A 20,778-nucleotide genomic window follows, 5' to 3' on the forward strand; every position below is an offset into this window, starting at 1 on the left:
TGCTGTCGGCCGTGTTCAGACTACGGAGGCTTCACTCTCGAGTCGCTGATTCGCCCGGTCGTTGCTCTGGCCATAGACCGGATGACGTGCACACAGTGACGCTACTCTGCCACGAACCTCACGCTCGACCGCTTCGGTATTTTTCTGCTCTGCGAGCACATCCAGAATGTCGCAGATCCAGGACGCCAGCTCGCGGCAGTCCTCTTCCATGAATCCGCGGGTGGTCACGGCCGGCGTGCCAATACGCAGCCCCGAGGTCACAAACGGGCTTTGCGGATCGTTGGGGACGGCATTCTTGTTGACGGTGATGCAGGCACGCTCGAGCGCGGCATCGGCATCCTTGCCGGTCACGCCCTGCTTGATCAGCGACACCAGAAACAGATGGTCATCGGTGCCGCCGGAGACCACGTCAAAGCCGCGGCTGATGAAGACACCGGCCATGGCACGCGCATTGGCAATCACCTGACGCTGGTAGTCGGCAAACTCCGACGTCATGGCTTCCTTGAAGGCCACGGCCTTGGCGGCGATCACATGCATCAGCGGGCCGCCCTGCTGCCCCGGGAACACCGCGCCGTTGAGCTTCTTGTACAGCGTCTCATCCGCGTCGGCGGACAGGATCAGGCCGCCACGCGGGCCGCGCAGGGTCTTGTGGGTGGTCGTGGTCACGACATGGGCATGGGGCAGCGGACTCGGATAGAGCCCCGCGGCGACCAGACCGGCGATGTGGGCCATATCGACCATCAGCCAGGCACCGACCTCATCGGCGATCTCGCGAAAGCGCTGCCAGTCGATCACGCGTGAATAGGCGGAAAAGCCGGCGATGATCATCTTCGGCTGATGCTCACGCGCCAGAGCGGCCACGTCGTCGTAATCGATCTGGCCGGTCTCGGGGTTCAGACCATACTGCACGGCGTTGTAGTACTTGCCGGAGAAGTTCGGGGCGGCACCGTGGGTCAGGTGGCCGCCGTGGGCCAGGCTCATGCCCAGAATGGTATCGCCGGGCTTGACCAGCGCCATGAACACGGCCGCGTTGGCCTGGGCGCCGGAGTGCGGCTGAACGTTGGCATAGTGGCAGCCGAACAGCTCACAGGCGCGCTGGATCGCCATGGCCTCGACCTTGTCGACGAACTCGCAGCCACCGTAGTAGCGCCGGCCCGGATAGCCTTCGGCGTACTTGTTGGTGAGCTGGGTTCCCTGCGCCTGCATGACGTAGCGGCTGGTGTAGTTTTCGGAAGCGATCAGTTCGATATGCGCTTCCTGTCGCTCCATCTCTTCGGCCACTGCAGACGCAATCTGGGGATCAAAGCGGTTCAGATAATCCATACTCATTATTGGCTCCTTGTTGATCGATTAGCCAGCAGCTATCTCAATGAATAACTTCTCATGCTTATGATCAACAGTTGTAAAAATGGATGCTGCGTTTATGGGAGGGTGCTTGTGGCATCCATTGTTACGCCTTTGTTCTGGAAAGAAATTGAATAAATGCGACAAAATATTTGCCCAGCACTAATAAAAGACTAAACATCTGTTTTATAGATGTTTCCAAGGCATTTAAAACACAAATGAACGCATTTCTAACGGCTGGATTTACCGATATGCAGGAAAAAAGGATCTATCAGCTCTTCTTCAAGTATCACGTCATTCTTGCGAATATCTGACGGGCTATGACCAAAAGCTTTTTTGAAATGTCGAGAAAAATGAGCTGTATCAGCAAAGCCACAGTGCTCGCCGACCTCAGTGATGCTTCTAGCGGTAAATTTGAGCAGCCAGAGCCCATAACGTAGACGTAGATCACGTGAAAACTTCTGCGGACTCACGCTCAGCGACTCACGAAAATTACGCTCAAGCGCTCTGCGTGAACAGCCCGTACGCTCAGCCAACTCATCGATAGATATCAACTCACCAAGGTGCTGTTCAAGAATGGAGATCGCACGCCGCACGATGCGATTGTCGACCTTTTCCCAAACCATCGGATGCGGCTGAGGCGTATTGCCCCGTCGCGCCTCATTGATGAGCATGATGTAAAGACTTTTTCTAGCCCATATCCGACCGAGATGACGCTCGACCAGATAGGCTGCCAGATCAGCAGAGGCAATACCTCCGGCGCAAGTCAGGCGATCGCCGTCATCAATATAGAGCTGATCCGAGACGGGAACGGCATGAGGAAAACGTCGTACCAGATCATCATGGTGGTACCAGCTGACACAACAGCGACGGTGATGCATCAAACCGGTCTGGAGCAGAGCAAATACACCGGTGCAAAGACCTATCAACGGTACCTTGCTTTGCTCGGCCCACTTGAGATAAGCCAGAGTACGCTTGTCGACCATTTCCTGATTGTCAAGTACGCCGGCGATGACGACCAAATAGTCGAACTCCGATGGGTCGCGGTAGGCACTGCAAGGCGTAATGCCAGCGCCACAGCTCGACTGGGCGTCATGACCCTCGCTGGTCATGAACGTCCAGCGGCAACGCAACTGTCGGCTCATGTCGCCTTCATCCCCCGCCAAACGCAGACAGTCCACAAAGGCCGCAAAGGGCAGTAGCGTGAATCGCGGGAGTAGTACAAAACCAATGGACAGGCAGTGTTGTGATCCGGTTAAAAAGCTCAAGATCGGACTCCGCAGAAACGAATAAAAGAGAAAGCGCGGAACGTCGCATCGCAGCTCGATCGTACTGGCGGATCGCTGTCTGAATCAGCGAAATTCAGACACCGAGCAAGGAGGTCATTATGGGAATGATGAAGGTGGAAAGCAGCCCTCCCAGCCCCATGCCAAGACCCGCAAAGGCGCCAGCCACCGGCCCCAGCGTCGAAAAGCACTGAGCAGTGCCAAAACCCTGTACTGCCAGCCCCATGGCAAATCCTTGAATGCGATGATCCTTGATTCTCAAGAATTTCAGAATCCAAGGGCCGACCAGGCAGCCCAGTGCTCCGCTGATAAAGACCAGTCCCGCGGCTAGCGCTGGGATACCGCCCAGCGCGTCAGCAATGCCCATGGCAATCGGCGAGGTTACCGACTTCGGCGCCAGACTGAGCAGACTATCGCGGCGAGCACCCATAGCCATGCCGACCAGCAGCACGGTAGCCGCCGATACCACAATGCTGATCACACTGGTCACCGCAATCGGCCAGAGCAGCCTTCTGACATGCCCGAGATGATCATGCAGCGGCACCGCCAATGCCACGATGGCCGGCCCCAGCAGAAAATTGATAAAGCGCGCGCCTTCGAAGTACACCGAATATTCGATATGAAAAAACCGCAGCAGCACGATCATCAGCACGATGCTCGAGATAACCGGATGCAGTAGGGGCGTACCGCCCAGACGACGATTGAGCCAGACGGAAAACTGAAAGATCACCAGCGTGGCCAGAAGCGAGGGCAGCGGCGTGAAACTGCGCCATGTATCGTTCAGATCGAGCCCATGCATCAGGAGTGATCGTGCTCAGAGTGGGTGTCGAGCCGGCTCATCACTCCAGCCGACACCACCAGCATGACCACGGTCGAGATCAGCGAGGCCGCCATCAACGGCCAGAAATCAGCCCTGATCAGATTGAAGTACATCATCATCCCGACGCCGGCCGGCACATACAGCAGACTCAGATACTTCAAAAGGCCTTCACTGACCTGCCGAAGTCCGCTTGGCACCTCGCCTTTGATCATTAGAAATATCAGCAGCAATAGCATGCCCAGCACGGAGCCGGGCACCGGCAGCCCAGTAAGTGCCACCAGACCATCGCCGGCCCCTAGGCAGATGAAAAGTCCGATCAGTCCTCCAACCAAAGGCACCATTGCTCTCCTTTTGTCATTCAGTTAAGCAAGTCGAAGTTTTCTGCCAAGTTCGGCGCGGCGTCATCAAAGAGACGCTGACATAGCAGATCGACGAGACGAGACAACCGGTCAACGGCCCCATCAGCCAGCCTACGTTGGCAAACAGCATCATATATCCGCTGACGACAAAGCCGATCAACATCGCGATCAGCGCTCCCCAGGCCGAGCCCTGCCAGAAAGTGGAAATGAAGACCGGTCCGATCATGCTGGCCAGCAGCGTACCCGAGCCAAGAATGCCTAGCCAGGACAGCATGAAAGGCGGTGCATAAAGCATGATCAACAGTGCTATCACACCCAGCACCACCACGGCGGTACGATTGATGAACAAGGCGCCTTTTGAATCGACGCGCGCCTCACTGGAAAGTGCCATGCGTAGATCATGCGAGGTCGCCGAGGCCACGGTATGCAGCAGCGAATTGGCAGTGGATTTCATCGCAAAGATGATGAACAGCGTGATGATGCCCTGCAGTGCCGGATGCATGTAGTGCTCGAGATAGACCGGCATAGCGTTGTCGGGATCAGCCAGATCGGGCATCTGCATACGCACATAAAGACCGACAATGGGAATCAGGCTCAGCAGCGCCCCCAGAATGGCCACGTAAACGCCCACCTTGTGCAGCTTGACATCGGGACGCATGGCCATGAAGCGTATTGCCATATAAGGAAGTACTGCCGCGAACAAAAACGCATAGGGCAGAACAAGAAACGCTGACCACGGTGAATCGCCGTAGGGCGCCCCCTGCGTTGGATTGAGCAGCTCGGGATCGATGGCATTGAGCGAACTCTCCCACTCACCGAGATCGACGCTGGTCAGCATCTGGATAAGAATGATGACCGCCGCTAGCGCCATACCGCAGACCATAACCGTATCGGTCCAGGCTACGGCTGCCAGCCCGCCGAGCATGGTATAGATGATGATGACTCCGACCATCAGCAGCGCGCTCGGACCAAGATCGATGCCCAGCCAGCTGGCTCCGAGCAGTCCGACGGCCTTGATCTGGCTGACTAGAAAGACTAGCAGCAGCACAATGGTCAGCAGCGCCGCCACACCCTGCACTAGCCGGCCCATGCCGCCGCCGCCGTGAATCTGAGCGATGTATTCTGGGATCGTGTTGCTGCCCATGTCAGCCGCTCGAGACTGAAGAAAACGTGCAAAGTAGAGCACTGCAATCATCATCGCCGGTGCAAAGAAGAAGTTCCCCAGCACCTCGACCGCACCAAATTGGTACACGACACCTGGCGAACCCATGAAGCCCCAGCCGCTGAATCCCGTGGCCACGATGGTACCGGCGCCCACGAAAGCCCCCAGCGAGCGCCCGGCGACCAGAAACCCTCCTTCACTTTTTGCCATCAGTTTTGACGATAAATAGCCTAAATAGATTAGAAAGCCAAAGGTCAAAAACAATAGCCCCCAGTTAAACAGCTTATAAGCGTCCATAATGGCTTAGCCCTCTGAATATTTTTTTTTATGCTTTATTTCACGACGCAGATAAGTAGCGCCGGAGTGAATCAGCATATAGAGCATCAGAATCAGAAAAGTAGTCAGTACCCAAGAATTCATGAAACATCTCCTTGTTATTGGATCGAATACTACTGGGGCTTCTTGGCACCTGATTCAGACAATATTTTGTGAAGACAAAGAGGACCAATTTATAAAACAAATCCTTCCATCAATGATGCGCACGCGAAGGGTAGAATATCGATAATTCGAACAAACTCTTCGGTATTGGCGCTTCTAGCAGACAATAATTTCTTTATTCAAAATCGAAAATAATCTCGTTAAGAACATTGAAAGCGCAAATGGATCAGGAAAAACCAAGTTAATTGCTTAATAATTCCTTACTATCTCTCCTTTTTAAAAGCTATAAATATAATTTCTATATCCTACCCAAGTTGACTGCGGCAATCAGCAACACCTTCAGCAGGATGAGAATAACTACGTTTATCTCTTCGAAAGACTTGAGTAAGCCTTAAATCATATCTACAAGATCATCGATATCAGCTCTGAGATTGCTGATAGCCGGGGAAGCGGGTTTAACATTACGATAATGGCGCATTCAACCGTACAGACCACATGCAAAGCAGTGCCAGAACGCCTACTCTGCCACTGCTCGGTCGTATCTCCTTCAAGCTGCACCATGTAAAGAGATAAGCGCATGATAAATCTGCAGCATACCCGACTCATAAATATTGGCTAAAGCCTTTTATCCCGGCCGCTGAGCGCCCATGTGCTCAGCCCAGATGCTCGATAATTCCGGCGATACATTCCTTCAAAATGAGGCTGCCCTTTTCCGAGGTAGCCGGCACTGGCGAGGACAGCGTACCGGACTGCGGTACCCACGAAGCGTCGGAAGGGAATACATCGTAGGGCGGGAACTGTGCCGGCTCGATGTGTACCGCCTTTGACATGTCGACCAGCTGGGGATAAATGTTCAGCATGATCGACGTTTCCAGTACGCCGCCGTGTTCGACGGCCCAACCGGTAAAGCCCTCGGGAAACACCTTTGTAATGGTCGCCTCGCTGATAAAATCCCAGTAGGAGAGCAGATAGACCCTGACCTCTATATTGCGCAACCTGCACTGTTTAACCAGCTTGTCGGCTGCCTCGCACAGAAACATCGAATTTTCGAAATGGCCGTTGATCAGGATGAATTCACGGTTGCCGTGTTCCACATAGGCTATCAGCACATCGTAGACATAATGCTCAAGCGCATCTCCTGAAACGCAGGTCGTGCCGGGGAAGAAATTGCCCGCCCCCGATTTGACCTGTGACTTGTAGCCATAGCTGATGGAAGGTGCCACTAGCATGTGATCACACTGATGTGCGACCTGTTCAGCAATATGATCGGGAATAAGCACATCCGGGTTGAGCGACATATGGGGGCCGTGCTGCTCGATAGCTCCGATTGGCAGTACTATTTTACAGCCCCCGTTCTGCGTAGCCTCCCGATAAGAGACCCAGTCCATGTTTTCGATCCTGACGTTTTTCATAACGTTATCCTTTATTTTTTCTTGACCGCGCACCTGGCATCGTGGACCGACTTCCGATCTCGAATCACCAGACGAAAGCCGGTAGCATGTCACTGTCGGGCACAGATGCTGCAAATATGGCTCGACGCATCAACAATACTGAAGCAGCAGTGCAGGGCCATGCCTCCAGCACAGCGCTCATCGCAACGTCAGCCCATTCGGCGGCGAGGATTCGGACTTTGTTTGCAACTATCGTTGCCATCCAAGCTCATCACCACGTTGGGATCAGGATCGTTGATGATCTTCTCCAATTGTCGGATTGATCGATCCCGCTTCACGAGGCGTCGAATCATGTTGGCAATCATGAGCATAATGACAATGGAGAAAGGGAAGGCGCCGATAATCGTACCAGTCTGTACCGTATCAACGACGGCGGTCCCCCCCACGGTCAGCAATACCGTGGCTACTGCGGCAATACTGGCTACCAGAACGACCCGAAACATCGCCCCGGCTCGTTTCGGCGCAGAGACAAAATCCGCCAGTGCATAGGTGCCCGCATCCAGCGAGGTAACGTAGTAGGTAGCCACCAGTACTGTCGCCACAATCAGCAGTAGCGTGCCGATAAATGGTATCGACTCCAGCATCACGAATAGTCCGCTAGCCACGTTGTCACTGACGGCCGCCGAAATACTCCGCGCTGACTGATCGTCATACAGAATAGCTGTCGAGCCGAGAATACCGATCCATATCATCACTATCAGGGAAGGAATCACAGTCACGCCGATCACAAACTCACGGATAGTTCGACCGCGCGAGATACGTGCAATGAAGCCAGCCACGAAAGGTGAAAAAGCGATCACCCAGCACCAGATGAACACTGTCCACCAGCCGTTCCAGCTATCCTGCCAAGAGGTTAGCGGCTGGGGCGTGCTGGAGGCCTCCGTCCAGAAACTCATGCCCACGAAGTTCGTAAAGAAGGTTCCGAAGGTCTGAGTGACGTTGGAAATTAGAAACAGCGTAGGCCCGAAGATAAAAACGGCTACCACCAGCACGACGCTGAGAATCGTATTGATCTCGCTGATAATTCTCATGCCCTTGCTAATGCCGAAAAACGCTGAGACCGCCGTAATACTGCCCAGTCCGACGATAACGATTAGCCAGGTCAGCGGCGTGGATGGCAGACCGGTGAAAGACGTGAGACCGGAGCTGAATTGCATAGCCGCAAAGCCGAACGAGGTGGAAAGGCCCAGAATCGTAGCCATGATGGCCAGCAGCTCAACAACGACACCGGCTCCCCCCTGCATCCATTGAGGCAGAATATCGACCGTGGCTTCACGAAACGTCAGTGTTTTGCCTAGGTTGTGGTGAGAATAGGCCAGGCATACGGCTACTACGCAATACATAGCCCAAGCTGTGAATCCCCAGTGGAAATAAGCCCAGACAATGCCACCGTCGGAGATGCTCCCGCCTGCGGTATTTACTACCGGACTGTCGTCTCGCAGCATGATCGGCTCGGCGACCGACCAGAAGATCAACCCGATGCCCTGCCCGCAGGCAAACAACATCGAATACCAGGCAAAGTTGCTATGCTCCGGTTTTGCGTCAGGGCCCCCCAAGCGCACTCGCCCGCCAACCTTGCTGAAGACAAGCCAGACACATACTCCCACCGCAAACAGTGAGTACAGGATAAACATCCATGTAAATCGACCGGTGACAAAGGTACGCATCTCGGAAATCACCGAAGCTACGCTCTCGGGATTAGCAATGACTAGTACGATTAGTGTCAGAATGGCCAGTGGCGGTACGAACTGTATGATTAAACGCCCGATGGGCGGCAGATCCTGTCCGATAATTCGCGGAACCTCGATAAACTCCGAAGTACTCGTATCCTCGGGCTTTGGCTTATTTATCTTGTTGTTAGACATTGCTTTCTCTCCACCGTAATGTCCGCATGGATCGCAATAACGCTGCGGCTACCCTGTCATGCATTGCAAATGATCGCCTGTTTTCCCCAGTCCAGCTCGACTTGTCATTCCGAACAGAACAACCAGCCGATACTTCATTTTTCAAGAAGCTACAAGTGCAATATCATGAAAACTCGTTGCTCCCATCGCTGATGGAGAGGACAAAAAGAGGAGCCGGGCTCCCCTTGTCTTGTCTCTACACTCTGACTTACTTGATGATGTTGTGCTCAGGGCCATAGGGGAAGCCGGTGATGTTGTCGGCCCCGCTTTCATTGAGCACCAAGATGTCATGCTCACGATAGCCACCAGCTCCCGGCTGGCCTTCCGGAATCATGATCATTGGCTCCATGGATACCACCATGTTGGGCTCCAGCACTGTTTCGATATCTTCGCGGAGCTCTAGTCCAGCTTCACGGCCATAGTAGTGGCTCAGCGTGCCGAAGGAATGGCCATAGCCGAAGGTGCGATACTTCAGCAGGTCATGTTTAGCGAAAATCTCGTTGAGCTCATGGGCGATATCGCAGCAGCGCACGCCTGGCTTGATAAGCTCCTGACCTCGCTCATGCACCTCGCAGTTGATCTTCCACAGACGAAGATGTTCATCCGAGGCGTGCTCACAGAACATCGTGCGCTCAAGCGCCGTGTAGTAGCCGGCAATCATGGGAAAGGTGTTCAAACTTAGAATATCGCCAGGCTGCACCTTGCGACTGGTTACTGGATTGTGGGCACCGTCGGTATTAATACCGGACTGGAACCACACCCAAGTATCCATCAGCTCGCCGTGTGGATAGAGCCTAGCGATTTCACGCACCATGGCGCGTTGACCAGCCAACGACACTTCATATTCGGGCACGCCTGCCTTGATGGCATCGCGCACGGCTTCTCCGCCCACGTCAGCCACGCGCGCACCGTTGCGGATCAGATCAATTTCTTCGTCTGACTTGATCATCCGCATCTTCATGGTAGGCACGCCGATGTCGGTAAACTCGACGTTATCCAGAGAATCCTTTAACTTTTTCTGATTTAGAAGCGTAAGATGATCGTACTCGACCCCGATTCGCTTTTTGCCTTCGCAAAGATTCCTGACAGCCTTGAAAAAATTGTCTTTCTGCCAGTCAGTATAAACAATATTGTCGCCCAGTCGGTTGCGACGATAGGGCTGGCCGCCGTCGATGTTAGCGGTGATCGTAGTGAAATTATCTTGGGTCACGACCAAGCCATAGTCACGACCAAAGCGGCAATAAACAAAATCGCTAAAATAATTGATATTATGGTAAGAGGTAAAAACGACTGCATCGATCGAGTTAGATGCCATGTAATCTCTAAGAACTTTTAGCCTATTTTCCATTTCAGAGTCGGAGAAAGTAGGCTGAACTTTATTACCATTAGGTATTTCAATCAGGGATGATAGTTCCAATGACATAACACGCTCTCCAAAATTTTTTAGCCTGTCGCTATCTTTCTTGACAAGTTCACTAACTCAAGAACCTGTCTACATCAAAAGATTTCACGACCCCGCCAACAAGAACAGTCAGCAATACAAATGCAGGCATTTGTCGAAAAAATAATGAAACATATCAATCGTTTATGCGCCAAAACTGGTAGCCAACCACTCATTGGTCGAAAATCCAATCTGCAAAAACTGTCAATCCGCCACAGTTGAGCGGCGCACTCGAAAAACACTGTGCCAAGAAAAACTTTTTCATCCTCGACAAATTGTTAGTATCGGCGTGCCTTATCGGTAAGTTACAGTAATGAATTAAATATCCGACATGTCAGGGCTGTTCAATGAAAAACATACCCACAGACTTGCTTCGTACTTTTACAACGATTAAGGACTTGAACGGTTTTACATCAGCGGGGGACGCATTAGGACGATCCCAACCGGCCATTAGCTTACAAATCAAAAAACTTGAAATACTGCTTAATACGCAGATATTTGTAAGAGGTTCTCATCTAGAGCTAACAGCGGATGGTGAGGAGCTATACAAACTTGCAGCCCAGATTCTTCAACTGAATGATTCATTAATTGAAAAATTTCATAGCGATACTGTCTATGGAAAGATTAAACTAGGGATTCCCAACGATTATGAGCTTGCTTTTTTACCCGAAATAATCAAAGGACTTACAAATAGATATCCTAATATTCTAATCGAAGTTGACTGTGATATAAGCAAAAACATATATCAAAAGTTCCAAAAGCATCAATTTGATATTTGCTTGGCAATGCAGCCCCTAGAAGAGTTTTCAGGTTTTTCACCTGAAAACTATTTAATCGAAGAGCTAAAGTGGGGATATACGCAAAATCTATCATTACAAGGAAAAGAACTGCCGCTGGTAACCTATCCTAACGGATGTTTATATCGAAAAATCACTGAAAAAGCACTGACTGATGCTAATATCCCTTTTCGAATCGTTTACACCAGTCCTAGCCTGCTGGGCATAGTTTCAGCAGTTGAGAAAGGACTGGGTATAACTGCAATGGCCCGGTCTGTTATTCCTAGGCAACTCACAAGCAATACCTTTTTATCAGAAGACCTTCCAAATATGGATAAGGTAGGAGTTGGTTTTTATTATAGAGAATCAGAGCTCACATCTGCAGGTAAACTTACACTGGATTATCTGAGAGCAGGTTTGCGAAGCTTAAGAGTAGATGACTTACCGATAGAGCTCTCCAAATATTGTTCATAACAATGTCAGTAAATAGCACACCTTTTGGTTGCTTTTTATGAAATTAACACTCGACTCGAGGCTCATGCTTCTCATTGAAAACTCTATTTAAAGACAACTGAAAAACGCAATATTTTTCCTTGAGCATTGACAGCTCTTTTATAAAATAATCTATAGACAGCTCATTCATTTCAAACTTTAAACCAATCACGCTCAATCCCAGAAAAGAAAATTCGTAGACCTCCAGAACATGAAAAGATGCTTCTGCATCTTTTCTTAACTCTTGCAAGTTACTATTTCCTTGAGATGACTGAAAAACAGCCTGTATAATAGCCATTAAAACGTCCTTAGAATCTGTAATATTATTGTGCTGCAAAGTTTTTCATCACTGAAATTTGTATTTTAAATGAGCTTATAAGGAAGAGCATCGCGGCCCAAATAATCTATCTAACTTACCAGCCTCAAATATTTCATTTGGGCAAGAGTACACTAATAACGATTCTTGTCGCGGCACTGAATTGACGATAAATATTTAACTTCATGACAGTTCATAAATAGCATAAAAATATTGATTAGATCACCTCTACGCTGGCAAACCATGGTCCGCCAGCGTAGAGATAATTGACAAATGCTTAATCTCATTTTCTGGATGCTGTGTTGAGGAGCGAGATAGCGCAATCTACGGGGCGCTACAAGTCATGAAAGACCGTTTACCAGTGCTTGAACAGTGGTGTGACGACGGTACTTTCGATCAAATTCTAATGCGCCTGCTCCTTTGCTTGCTTGAGAATGGGGAGGTATGGACGTAGGCAGCCCATCGGCGTAACGCCGCCTGAACCACTGCGTTGTGTTCCTATAACCCAATGCGTTAAGTCCAACAAAGGAAGGCAACATGGGCTCTCTTCAAGTGGCTTCCTCAGTAAGGACTTGATCATCAATATCCATTGCCCACTTTGACATCCTATAACGTCATTGTGTCACTGCGCGCCAAGCAAAATTCAGTAAACCGTTTGATCAACGGGCTGCGGTACTTGTCGCGATGCAGCACCAGACTGAACTCGCGCGTCATGTCCAAGTCCAGTGCCACCCTGATCAGCCTGCCGTCATACAGCGCATGACGAGCTTCAAGTGTCGACACGCAGGTGAGGCCCAGACCTACCGCCGCAGCATTAATGATGGCCTCCGCCGAGTTGATCTCCATACCCAGCTGCCACTGCGGCAGTCTGGGGGCAATAAAGCGCATGAACTGCTCGCGTGTTCCTGACCCAGGCTCGCGCAACAGCCAGTCGTAGCCGACCAGATCGGTAATTTCGATATTGTCCCGACGAGCCAACGGATGCTCAGGAGAGCACACAATCAGCATGTGATCCTGACACCACGGCACCACGTCAAAGCACTCATCGACGACACGCCCCTCGATCAGGCCGATATCCAGCTCGAACAATTCCAATGCGCGACAGATAGCAGCGCTGTTGGCAATGTTCACACGCTGATCGCGATGTCCAGTGTCGATACGAAAATCGCTTAATAGTGCCGGTAGCAGCTGATGGCCGATCGTGTAGCTGGCGCCGACATGCAGCTGCCCACCCAGAGCTTCATTATCAAAAAGCTGATCGATCGCATCGCTGCGAGCCAGTAGCTCGTCGGCCATGGGCAACAGACGACGCCCTTGATCGTTGAGATAAAGACGATTGCGATGACGATCGAACAATGTCCGATCGCACTGCTTTTCCAGCTCCGAAAGCGCCACGCTGACGGCCGGTTTGGTCAGAAAAAGGGATGCTGCAGCGGCTGTCAGGGTTCGCTCACGGGCCACGGTGGTAAAAACCTGTAGCTGGCGCAGGGTCACGGCCATGATCACCCTCAAGAATGTTAAATTTTAATAAACACTGGATGATAAAAGTTAAAATATAACGATAGCGTTTTTTGGCATAAATTGTCTTCATTGTTTTTGAGGAGAGTCTCCATGCCTGCCCTGTCTCAACAATTGAAGAATGCCCCGACGCCCATGGCCGGTCTGGCACTGGGGATCGCAAGCCTTGGCTGGAGCTGGGAAAGCTTTGCGCTTCTTGGAGGATTGGCCCAGCTGACCGGTGCCATCATTGCGGCTTTTTTGCTTCTGATTCTTGGTAGCCGGTTTTTATTCAGCCCAAAATCGCTGCTGGCGGATCTGGCACACCCTGTCGTCGGCAGTGTTGTGCCCACCTTTGCCATGGCACTGATGGTGATATCGAAAAGCGTGGGCGAATGGTTAATGCCAGCCGCTGGCGTCATGCTCTGGCTGATGGCCGTAGCGCTTCACCTTGGCTTTCTTGTGGCCTTCATTGTGCATCGCATCAAGGCGTTTGAACTGCACCATATGGTGCCTGCCTGGTTCGTGCCGCCGGTCGGCATTATCGTGGCCGATGTGGCGTTTCCCGGCGTTTCGGCATTACAGCCCCTGGCAGTGGGGCTGCTGTATCTGGGTATGATGCTGTATGCGGTTTTACTGCCGGTGATGATTTATCGGCTGGTTTTTGCCAGTGAAATTCCCGATCCAGCCAAACCGACCATCGCCATCATGGCGGCCCCTGCCAGCCTGTCGCTTGCAGGTTATCTCACTGTGACGTCAGATCCTTCACGCTTATTGATCGCCCTATTGGGCGGCATTGCAGTCCTGATGACACTGGTCATCTATCTGGCTTTCATCAAGTTACTGCGCCTTCCCTATAGCCCAGGCTACGCCGCTTTCACCTTTCCCATGGTCATTGGCGCCACTGCCATGGCAAAAACCGCCGATTGGATGACACGGCACGGATTCAGCACCCATGACATCGCCATCATCCATGGTCTGGCCATACTGGAAATCGTGGTGGCCACCATCATCGTGGGCTATGTCAGCCTGCGCTATCTCCGTGCCTATATGGATATTCAGCGTGAAAGCAATGGTTTGCATGCCGCTTGACGAGCAGCCCGGGCGCTGGGAAGCACGTCCAGGCAATGACACAGGGTCAAATACAGGGCACGCCATGGCTGAATTTTTCAGCCGACCTCAACCGCTGCGGTTTTGCGGCGCTCCTCGCTCACGCCTGCTTTCAGTAGTTCGGACCATAGAAATGGCTGTTTGCCACCGGATATCAATCATTATCGATGATATTGCCCGGCAGCTTCAGGCTGAAAAAGCAGGGCATCGACGCGCAAACAAACCTGTTCTCCATTAGGGAGAGTCCAGTCGATGGTACTCCCTACCTTCAACCCCAGCAGTGCCGCCCCGATGGGCGCCATGACGGATAACCCATTTTCATTACTTGAAAGCGCATGAGGATAAACCAGGGTGCGCGTCATCTGCTTATCACGATTTATGTCGGTAAACATGACACTACTGTTCATGCTGACAACGTCATCCGGAATATTTTCAGGCTCGACCTGCTCACAGCGCTCAAGCTCTATCTCCAGCGCCTCGGCAACAGGTATATCCTGTTTATCGGCATCGTCGATCAGGCGCTGCAAGCGCTCAGCATCCAGTCGGTTAATGATAATGGGAGGGCGCGCCACGGGGTTATCTCCAAACAGAACAGAAAATATCAGCATCGCTGTGTTTCGAGCTGGCTTTCGTGAAAAGCCATACTCTGCCAGAAGAGGCAGTGTACTCCTTTTTCCAGCGGCAATGGCCTGAAGTATTTACTGCCTGTATTCCCGAAAAAATCTGTTTTTTATCACCTGTCCAAACGAGTCAAATACCCTCGCATTTGGCTGGTGCTATAAGTTATTCGATAAAGTCGTACGGTCAGCTGCTTTTCTGACAGCGCTTGTATTTTCACTTTTTAGTATTTTTTGAAGTGGTAGCAGCGTAAGCGATGATTTCAATGAGCATCTCGGGGCGAGCAAAACCACAAACAATCATTGCTGCCCGATTCGGATAGGGAGGGTCAACGTAATCGGCATAGACACGATTGACGGTTGCCAAATGATCTCGATCAGTCACGTAGATCAATACCTGCGTCAACTCTGCTGCTTCGTCGGCACAGGATAAAGTATGTTTTAGATTTTCCAGCGTCTGCCGAGCTTGCGCCTCGATACCTCCTTCAACAACATTGCCGTCCCGGTCGATGGGTATCTGAGTCGTGAAAAGGATGCCGTTACCAATCACCGCCCACTCCAGCGGGGCGCGGGCGGCAAACAGTTCGGTTTTAACACTTTCGATCATGAGGTTTTTCCTTGTTACGCTGGATTCAATCGTTGTCGCTGGTGTTGGCACCGGCACTGCTTCTGGAAGTATCGCTGGTCTCAACCAGCAGACGATCAGCCAGATGCTTGAGCCGCGACCACAGCGCTTCGTCGACCTCGATACCATCGAGCAGCACGCGGCGTCGGCATGCAAGCAGTTCGGACTCGTCGTGGCGTGCAATCAGCTCGACATCATAATCAGAGTTCAGCGACGGCAGCAGGTCCACGTGGTTGGCCATGACCAGAGTTACCCCATCGTTGGGTTCATTCTCCTCGGGCACATCCTTGACGGCGTAGGCGCGAATTTCAGGAATGGCACTGTTGGCACGAAAACCTACAACCTGCTCCAATAAAGGTTCATGCGCATTACGCCAGAAAGCAGTGATGTTCATGCCGCGCGTTGCCAGCCGTGCCAGATAGCCCATGATAAGCTGGCGATTATGGCAGTGGCGGATCTTGATGACCGACAGGCCCCGCGCACGCGCCTTGGCAAAACCCAGCTCCAGCGCCAGACTGGAGCTTCGCAGAACGCTCTGGGCGTGCCCGTCGAGCACGGCGAGATCGGCATCTTCATACAGGATGCTCGGGGACTGCTCCGGATCCTCTGTCAGCAGAAAATCCAACCCTCGCTTTAATGCATCGAGCCCCTTGAGTTCATAGCACTGCATCCATGCAATCATGTCAGCGGCATCAGCGGCATCACCCTCTTCAAAGCCCATGCCGATAAAGGCCTTGCGACAATGCCCCTGCAGTTCGTTGTAGGAGACTTTCACGGTTCACTCCCGTCCGGTGGCTGCTCGAGCACTGGCTCAAGCGGAAAACTCCAGTCATCAAACGCCGCCAGATCGTCGGGCTCGGCGTTGAGCTCGGCTGCCAGTGGCGCGCCCTGAAACAGCGTGACACGCACCCAGCGATCAGAGCGGGGATCGAAGCGACTGGCGCCGAAGAACGACAGCTTGGTACGCAGCAGATGCATTGGTTTCATGTCGCGATGCCAAAGGTTGGCGCGAATCTCGCCATAGGTTGTCTCACTGAGACTTTGAATACGGCGTACCATCGCCTTGTAGCGCGGATAAGCAATCAGAAAATTGATCACCAGCGCCCGCGGCGTAGTATCCAGATAGTCACACACTGCCTGATGCACCTTTTGAACATGCGGTGCAATGGCCAGCGGTAACTCTCGATCAGCTCCCGGCTCGTGATAGCGAATGCCGAGCCGAGGCTCTTCCTTTTCTACCGAGCGATACCAGAACCAATAGCACGCCTCGGGTGCGTCGTAGTCCTGATCGAGCGCCCAGTCGTAGTGGGTCTCAATGAGCTGCCTTAGCTGCAACAGCGGCATGTCCGGCGTAAGCTCCAGCGCCTCATGGGTGCCCATGGCATCCTCAAGCGGATCGATCAACTCTGGATACAGCTCAATCAGCACCGTCACGATCAGCTCCTGAGCTTCAAGCGATAGAGTGCGCTTGCTCCAGTTCACCAGCTGTTGCCACAGATCGCTTTCCAGCGGCACTTCCTCCAGCCAATTAATGACCGCCGGAAGTGCGGCCACAATTTCACCATTACGCTGCATCTGTTCAACATCGTCAGCCAGCGTTTGAGCGAGATGGGTCATGGCGCGTCGACAGAGACTGATTAGACGATGGCGTAATGCTTCTGTCGGGTTCTGAGCCAACACCATCGCCAGAGCACGCTCGCGACAGCTTACCCACTGCTGAATCAGTTGCGGGTGATTGATCAGAAACGGCGCCATGCCAAGGCCGGTAGAGTTGCCAATACCAATATAACGACGCAGCTCTGGCGTCAGCGTTACCGCCGTTTGCGGTGCGCGCACGCGCGCCAGATGTTCCAGTTGTTCAACGGAGAAGTGGCGCAGTAGATAGACGGCGAACATCTGTGCCGAGAATGGGCGACGAAAGTCTGGATTACTCTGAAGTAGCTCATAGTCGGCAATGCCGAACTTGCCATTGCCGTAGACCGCCGTAGTGCGATAGAGATAGCCCACTTTTGTGAGCCATTCCGGGCGCGGTTGCTTGCCCGAGGCCAGCGCCTCTACGAAGCTTTTAAAGTTTCGCATGCTTTTATTGGCACGCGATAACACCAGCAGCCGAGGATTTTGTCTTCCCGCTTCCTGCAGTGGCACATTGGCCGCCATCTGGTCGAGCAATAACTCGTCAACGTCACCCTCGATGACGCCGAAGGTAACATCCCAGGCTTCGGCGATAACGCGATCAGAGCGCGCCTCATCCGCAATGGCACGCGAGAAGATCAGTCCATGATAGCGCCCGTATGGCGTCTGTAGCCGATAGATGACCGTACCGTGACCCTCATCATCCAGCTCGAAGCGCTGACAACTGATCTTCCATCGCTGCTGTGCCATCTGACGCATCAGGGAGCGTACGAAGCTGAGCCGGCCAGCGTGCAGACTACCTAAACGCTCCAGTTCCATGACCTCACAAGCCGGTCTGAGCGAGAGCCGTTCAACGGGAATGGATGCAGACTCAATCATGCTCGGCCTCCGATAGCGATGGAATGATGCCTTGCTCGCGCGCCATGGCACAGGCCGCCTGAGGCCCTGTCCAGAGCGATGGCAAAAGCACCAGTGAAATAGGGATGGCGGTAAGCACAATGAACTGCTGCAGCACTGCGATCTGTCCGCTGCCCATATAGAGAAGAATGCCTGCCATCACCGCCATGGCGATGCCCCAGAAGGCTCGCACCAGCGCATGTGGATCGTCATGGCCAGTACTGACCACGGCGATGGCGTAGCTCATCGAATCGCCTGTAGTCGCCACGAAGATGGTCGTCAGCAACAGTACCGCCAGCGCCATCAGGTCACCGCCGGGCAGCGCACGGGCAATTGACAGGGTGGCCACGTCGAACTGAAAGTTCTTCAGCGCCTCGGTCAGATCAATGACGCCATGCATTTGATAGAAAATGCCTGAGCCACCCAGTAGCGTGAACCAGATCGTAGTGGCTATCGGCGCCATGACCGCAATACTCAGAATGGTCTGACGAATGGTGCGACCGTTGGAGATACGGGCCACGAAAATGGCCATCAATGGTCCATAGCCGATGAACCAGGCAAAGAAGAAGACCGTCCACCACTTCAACCACGACTCAGGCGCGGTTATCGTCGTCACGGTCGCCATTTCAAAAAACGAACTTAGATACTGTCCGAAGCTCTGAAACCAGCTATTGGTCAAAAAAAGTGTTGGTCCAAAAATGAAAATGACACCTGCGACCGTCAGTGCCAGAAAGACATTGAAACTACTGAGCCACTGAATGCCCCGATCAATGCCGGTCATTGCGGAAGTGACATAAATGGCGCCCAGCGCGATCAGAATGATTAACTGGGTACTAAACCCCGGCGAGACACCGATTAGCTCATGCAGCCCAAAGCTGACCTGAGTGGCCAAAAATCCAATCGGCCCAACTGTACCGGCAACTACCGCAATGACGCACAGCGAGTCGATCACTCCGCCCAGCCAGCGCTTCATTACGATCTCACCAAGGACCGGATAAAGTAGCGTTCGGGGCTGCAGCGGTAGGCCCTTGACGTAGTGGGCGTGCGCCAGCACCAGCGACGTCAGCGCCCCCAGTATGGTCCAGGCCAGAAAGCCCCAGTGCATAAAGGACTGTGCCAGTGCCTCGGGAATGGCCGCAGCACTGCCGTTCGGCGTGGCAGAAAAATTGGGCGGCGTCATGAGATAATGATGCACTGGCTCTCCTGCAGCGAAGAACACGCCACCGCCGGCCAATAGCGTACACATGATGATGGAAAGCCATTTGAAGGTACTCATTTCCGGCGTGCGGCGATTGCCGATACGCGCACGCCCGGCCGGCGCCACAGCGACACCGATGCTGACAAAAAATGTCAGCAGCAGCAGCAGCTGAAAAAAGGCGCCCAGGGTGCGCGCGGTCCAGCCAAACCCGGCCGCAATCGCGTCAGACATGCCATCAAGATCGACAAGCGACAGGGCCACAAATACGACGATAAAACCAACCGTCAGTCCCAGCACTACCGGGTCACCCAATCGGTAAAGGCCTCCGGCATTCTTTCGGCTATTAATTTCATTGTTGTTGGACATGGGACTGCTTCTCCAGAGTAATCAATCGAGTATACGGTCTGGTCAAGCTGCCTTATGCGCTCGGCGTTGCCGCACGCTCAAGCAGCCCGAGCCAGTTGCGGCCCATGATACGTGTCACCGATTCATCATCGAAGCCGCGCTGACGCAGCCCCTGGATCAGATTGGGGAAGTCACGGTTGTCGCGCAGCCACGTTAGGGGCGCTGGCCATCCCGCGTTGTTCTGATTGCCTTCTCCGTAATCCATGGCCTTCGACCAGCGCCCGTTGCGCATCCACTCCAGTACTGAAACCGGCTGCTCCTGACAAAGATCGGTACCGATACCAATATGCTCAATGCCCATCAGATCGGCGGTCCGTGCAATCATGTCGCAGTACTCATCCAGCGTGCAGTCCGAACCATGGTTGAGATGAAAGGGATAGGTCGAAAAGCCCAGCAGTCCATCGCACTCGGCGATCGCCTTGAGCACTCGATCGGACTTGTTGCGTTTGGCTGAATAAAAGCTTGCCGGGTTAGCATGTGAAATGATCACCGGTCGCTGTGAAATCTCGATGGCCTCCAGCGTCGAGCGCTCGGCACTGTGCGACATGTCGATGACCATACCGACGCGATTCATTTCCTGGATCACCTGACGACCAAAGCGTGTGATGCCACTGTCTTCGCTTTCATAGCAGCCGCAGGCCAAAAGGCTCTGATTGTTGTAGGTGAGCTGCATGATCATCAGGCCCAGATCACGCATCACTGCCACCATATCGATATCATCCTCGATGGGTGAACAGTTCTGGGCACCCAGCAGAATGCCAATTCTGCCTTCCTGTTTTGCTCTGAGAATGTCTGCCGGTGCTTTCACCGGCGTAATCAGATCGGCGTTATCCTCAAATCGGCGATTCCATTCGCCAAATCGAGTCAACGTGTCGCGAGTAGTTTCGTGATAAGCCAGTGTGGCGTGAACCGCACTGACACCACCTTCATGCATCTGCTCGAAAATTTGACGCGACCAGTTCGAGTACTGAAGCCCGTCGATGATCAGCATGTTATCGGTCATGTTGC

Annotated in this window: 18 protein-coding genes; 2 read left to right on the plus strand and 16 right to left on the minus strand. The window is 52.7% G+C overall.

The genetic code is table 11. The annotated features are described in order from the left end of the window. Positions 1-15: 15 nt before the first annotated feature. The 8 genes from glyA to B9H00_RS08965 form a co-directional block, all read right to left on the minus strand. Positions 16-1,329: a serine hydroxymethyltransferase gene (gene glyA, locus B9H00_RS08930; RefSeq protein WP_086900366.1), complete on the minus strand. Its 1,314-nt coding sequence runs from the start codon at positions 1,327-1,329 to the stop codon at positions 16-18. A 245-nt stretch (positions 1,330-1,574) separates the two neighbouring features. Further along, positions 1,575-2,612: a GlxA family transcriptional regulator gene (locus B9H00_RS08935; protein ID WP_236944238.1), complete on the minus strand. Its 1,038-nt coding sequence runs from the start codon at positions 2,610-2,612 to the stop codon at positions 1,575-1,577. A 94-nt stretch (positions 2,613-2,706) separates the two neighbouring features. Further along, positions 2,707-3,429, minus strand: coding sequence for an LrgB family protein (locus B9H00_RS08940; RefSeq protein ID WP_086621264.1), 723 nt, complete (start codon positions 3,427-3,429; stop codon positions 2,707-2,709). Further along, positions 3,429-3,791, minus strand: a complete 363-nt coding sequence (locus B9H00_RS08945; protein ID WP_086621262.1) for a CidA/LrgA family protein — start codon at positions 3,789-3,791, stop codon at positions 3,429-3,431. The genes B9H00_RS08940 and B9H00_RS08945 overlap by 1 nt, the downstream gene beginning before the upstream one ends. A 13-nt stretch (positions 3,792-3,804) precedes the next feature. Continuing rightward, positions 3,805-5,268, minus strand: coding sequence for a sodium:solute symporter family protein (locus B9H00_RS08950; RefSeq protein WP_086900367.1), 1,464 nt, complete (start codon positions 5,266-5,268; stop codon positions 3,805-3,807). A 794-nt stretch (positions 5,269-6,062) separates the two neighbouring features. Further along, positions 6,063-6,854 carry a creatininase gene (locus tag B9H00_RS08955; RefSeq protein ID WP_236944239.1) on the minus strand — a complete coding sequence of 264 codons (792 nt, stop codon included), beginning with the start codon at positions 6,852-6,854 and terminating at the stop codon, positions 6,063-6,065. A 155-nt stretch (positions 6,855-7,009) separates the two neighbouring features. Then, positions 7,010-8,725: a BCCT family transporter gene (locus tag B9H00_RS08960; RefSeq protein ID WP_086900368.1), complete on the minus strand. Its 1,716-nt coding sequence runs from the start codon at positions 8,723-8,725 to the stop codon at positions 7,010-7,012. Positions 8,726-8,972: 247 nt separating this feature from the next. After that, positions 8,973-10,187 carry a M24 family metallopeptidase gene (locus tag B9H00_RS08965; RefSeq protein WP_211329615.1) on the minus strand — a complete coding sequence of 405 codons (1,215 nt, stop codon included), beginning with the start codon at positions 10,185-10,187 and terminating at the stop codon, positions 8,973-8,975. A gap of 365 nt (positions 10,188-10,552) precedes the next feature. Between B9H00_RS08965 and B9H00_RS08970 the strand changes: the two genes are divergently transcribed. Beyond that, positions 10,553-11,455 carry a LysR family transcriptional regulator gene (locus B9H00_RS08970; RefSeq protein WP_086900369.1) on the plus strand — a complete coding sequence of 301 codons (903 nt, stop codon included), beginning with the start codon at positions 10,553-10,555 and terminating at the stop codon, positions 11,453-11,455. Positions 11,456-11,498: 43 nt separating this feature from the next. On the opposite strand, the gene B9H00_RS08975 is transcribed toward B9H00_RS08970, so the two are convergent. Beyond that, positions 11,499-11,771: a hypothetical protein gene (locus B9H00_RS08975; RefSeq protein ID WP_086621255.1), complete on the minus strand. Its 273-nt coding sequence runs from the start codon at positions 11,769-11,771 to the stop codon at positions 11,499-11,501. A 624-nt stretch (positions 11,772-12,395) separates the two neighbouring features. Then, positions 12,396-13,289 (minus strand): LysR family transcriptional regulator, encoded by an 894-nt coding sequence (locus B9H00_RS08980; protein WP_086621253.1) that lies wholly within the window; start codon positions 13,287-13,289, stop codon positions 12,396-12,398. Between the two features lie 111 nt (positions 13,290-13,400). Between B9H00_RS08980 and B9H00_RS08985 the strand changes: the two genes are divergently transcribed. Continuing rightward, the gene (locus B9H00_RS08985) at positions 13,401-14,378 is read left to right on the plus strand and encodes a TDT family transporter (protein ID WP_086621252.1); all 978 of its coding nucleotides are present in this window, start codon (positions 13,401-13,403) and stop codon (positions 14,376-14,378) included. A gap of 179 nt (positions 14,379-14,557) precedes the next feature. Here the strand turns inward: B9H00_RS08985 and rnk are convergent, their stop codons facing one another. The 6 genes from rnk to B9H00_RS09015 all read right to left on the minus strand — a co-directional run bounded on the left by rnk (position 14,558) and on the right by B9H00_RS09015 (position 20,773). Further along, positions 14,558-15,004: a nucleoside diphosphate kinase regulator gene (rnk, locus tag B9H00_RS08990; protein ID WP_086900370.1), complete on the minus strand. Its 447-nt coding sequence runs from the start codon at positions 15,002-15,004 to the stop codon at positions 14,558-14,560. Positions 15,005-15,230: 226 nt separating this feature from the next. After that, complete coding sequence (locus B9H00_RS08995; protein WP_086621249.1) at positions 15,231-15,620, minus strand: RidA family protein; 390 nt, start codon at positions 15,618-15,620, stop codon at positions 15,231-15,233. A gap of 25 nt (positions 15,621-15,645) precedes the next feature. Then, on the minus strand, positions 15,646-16,413 hold the full coding sequence (locus tag B9H00_RS09000) for a DUF3726 domain-containing protein (protein ID WP_086621247.1): 768 nt from the start codon (positions 16,411-16,413) through the stop codon (positions 15,646-15,648). Further along, positions 16,410-18,149, minus strand: a complete 1,740-nt coding sequence (locus B9H00_RS09005) for a hypothetical protein (protein WP_086621246.1) — start codon at positions 18,147-18,149, stop codon at positions 16,410-16,412. The genes B9H00_RS09000 and B9H00_RS09005 overlap by 4 nt, the downstream gene beginning before the upstream one ends. Beyond that, positions 18,142-19,731: a BCCT family transporter gene (locus tag B9H00_RS09010; RefSeq protein ID WP_086621245.1), complete on the minus strand. Its 1,590-nt coding sequence runs from the start codon at positions 19,729-19,731 to the stop codon at positions 18,142-18,144. The genes B9H00_RS09005 and B9H00_RS09010 overlap by 8 nt, the downstream gene beginning before the upstream one ends. Positions 19,732-19,783: 52 nt before the next feature. Continuing rightward, positions 19,784-20,773 (minus strand): membrane dipeptidase, encoded by a 990-nt coding sequence (locus tag B9H00_RS09015; protein ID WP_174678719.1) that lies wholly within the window; start codon positions 20,771-20,773, stop codon positions 19,784-19,786. Between the last annotated feature and the right edge of the window lie 5 nt (positions 20,774-20,778).

Origin of the sequence: Kushneria marisflavi, assembly GCF_002157205.1 — a bacterium.
In the GTDB taxonomy this organism is placed as follows: domain Bacteria; phylum Pseudomonadota; class Gammaproteobacteria; order Pseudomonadales; family Halomonadaceae; genus Kushneria; species Kushneria marisflavi.

Bases quoted from the DNA above. Each gene is read 5' to 3' on its own strand.
- B9H00_RS08985 (WP_086621252.1), top strand. From the start codon at position 13,401: ATGCCTGCCCTGTCTCAACAATTGAAGAATGCCCCGACGCCCATGGCC.
- glyA (WP_086900366.1), bottom strand. From the start codon at position 1,329: ATGAGTATGGATTATCTGAACCGCTTTGATCCCCAGATTGCGTCTGCA.
- B9H00_RS08940 (WP_086621264.1), bottom strand. From the start codon at position 3,429: ATGCATGGGCTCGATCTGAACGATACATGGCGCAGTTTCACGCCGCTG.
- B9H00_RS08970 (WP_086900369.1), top strand. From the start codon at position 10,553: ATGAAAAACATACCCACAGACTTGCTTCGTACTTTTACAACGATTAAG.
- B9H00_RS08975 (WP_086621255.1), bottom strand. From the start codon at position 11,771: ATGGCTATTATACAGGCTGTTTTTCAGTCATCTCAAGGAAATAGTAAC.
- B9H00_RS08995 (WP_086621249.1), bottom strand. From the start codon at position 15,620: ATGATCGAAAGTGTTAAAACCGAACTGTTTGCCGCCCGCGCCCCGCTG.
- B9H00_RS09015 (WP_174678719.1), bottom strand. From the start codon at position 20,773: ATGACCGATAACATGCTGATCATCGACGGGCTTCAGTACTCGAACTGG.
- B9H00_RS08950 (WP_086900367.1), bottom strand. From the start codon at position 5,268: ATGGACGCTTATAAGCTGTTTAACTGGGGGCTATTGTTTTTGACCTTT.
- B9H00_RS09010 (WP_086621245.1), bottom strand. From the start codon at position 19,731: ATGTCCAACAACAATGAAATTAATAGCCGAAAGAATGCCGGAGGCCTT.
- B9H00_RS08980 (WP_086621253.1), bottom strand. From the start codon at position 13,289: ATGGCCGTGACCCTGCGCCAGCTACAGGTTTTTACCACCGTGGCCCGT.
- B9H00_RS08965 (WP_211329615.1), bottom strand. From the start codon at position 10,187: ATGTCATTGGAACTATCATCCCTGATTGAAATACCTAATGGTAATAAA.
- B9H00_RS09005 (WP_086621246.1), bottom strand. From the start codon at position 18,149: ATGATTGAGTCTGCATCCATTCCCGTTGAACGGCTCTCGCTCAGACCG.
- rnk (WP_086900370.1), bottom strand. From the start codon at position 15,004: ATGCTGATATTTTCTGTTCTGTTTGGAGATAACCCCGTGGCGCGCCCT.
- B9H00_RS08960 (WP_086900368.1), bottom strand. From the start codon at position 8,725: ATGTCTAACAACAAGATAAATAAGCCAAAGCCCGAGGATACGAGTACT.
- B9H00_RS08945 (WP_086621262.1), bottom strand. From the start codon at position 3,791: ATGGTGCCTTTGGTTGGAGGACTGATCGGACTTTTCATCTGCCTAGGG.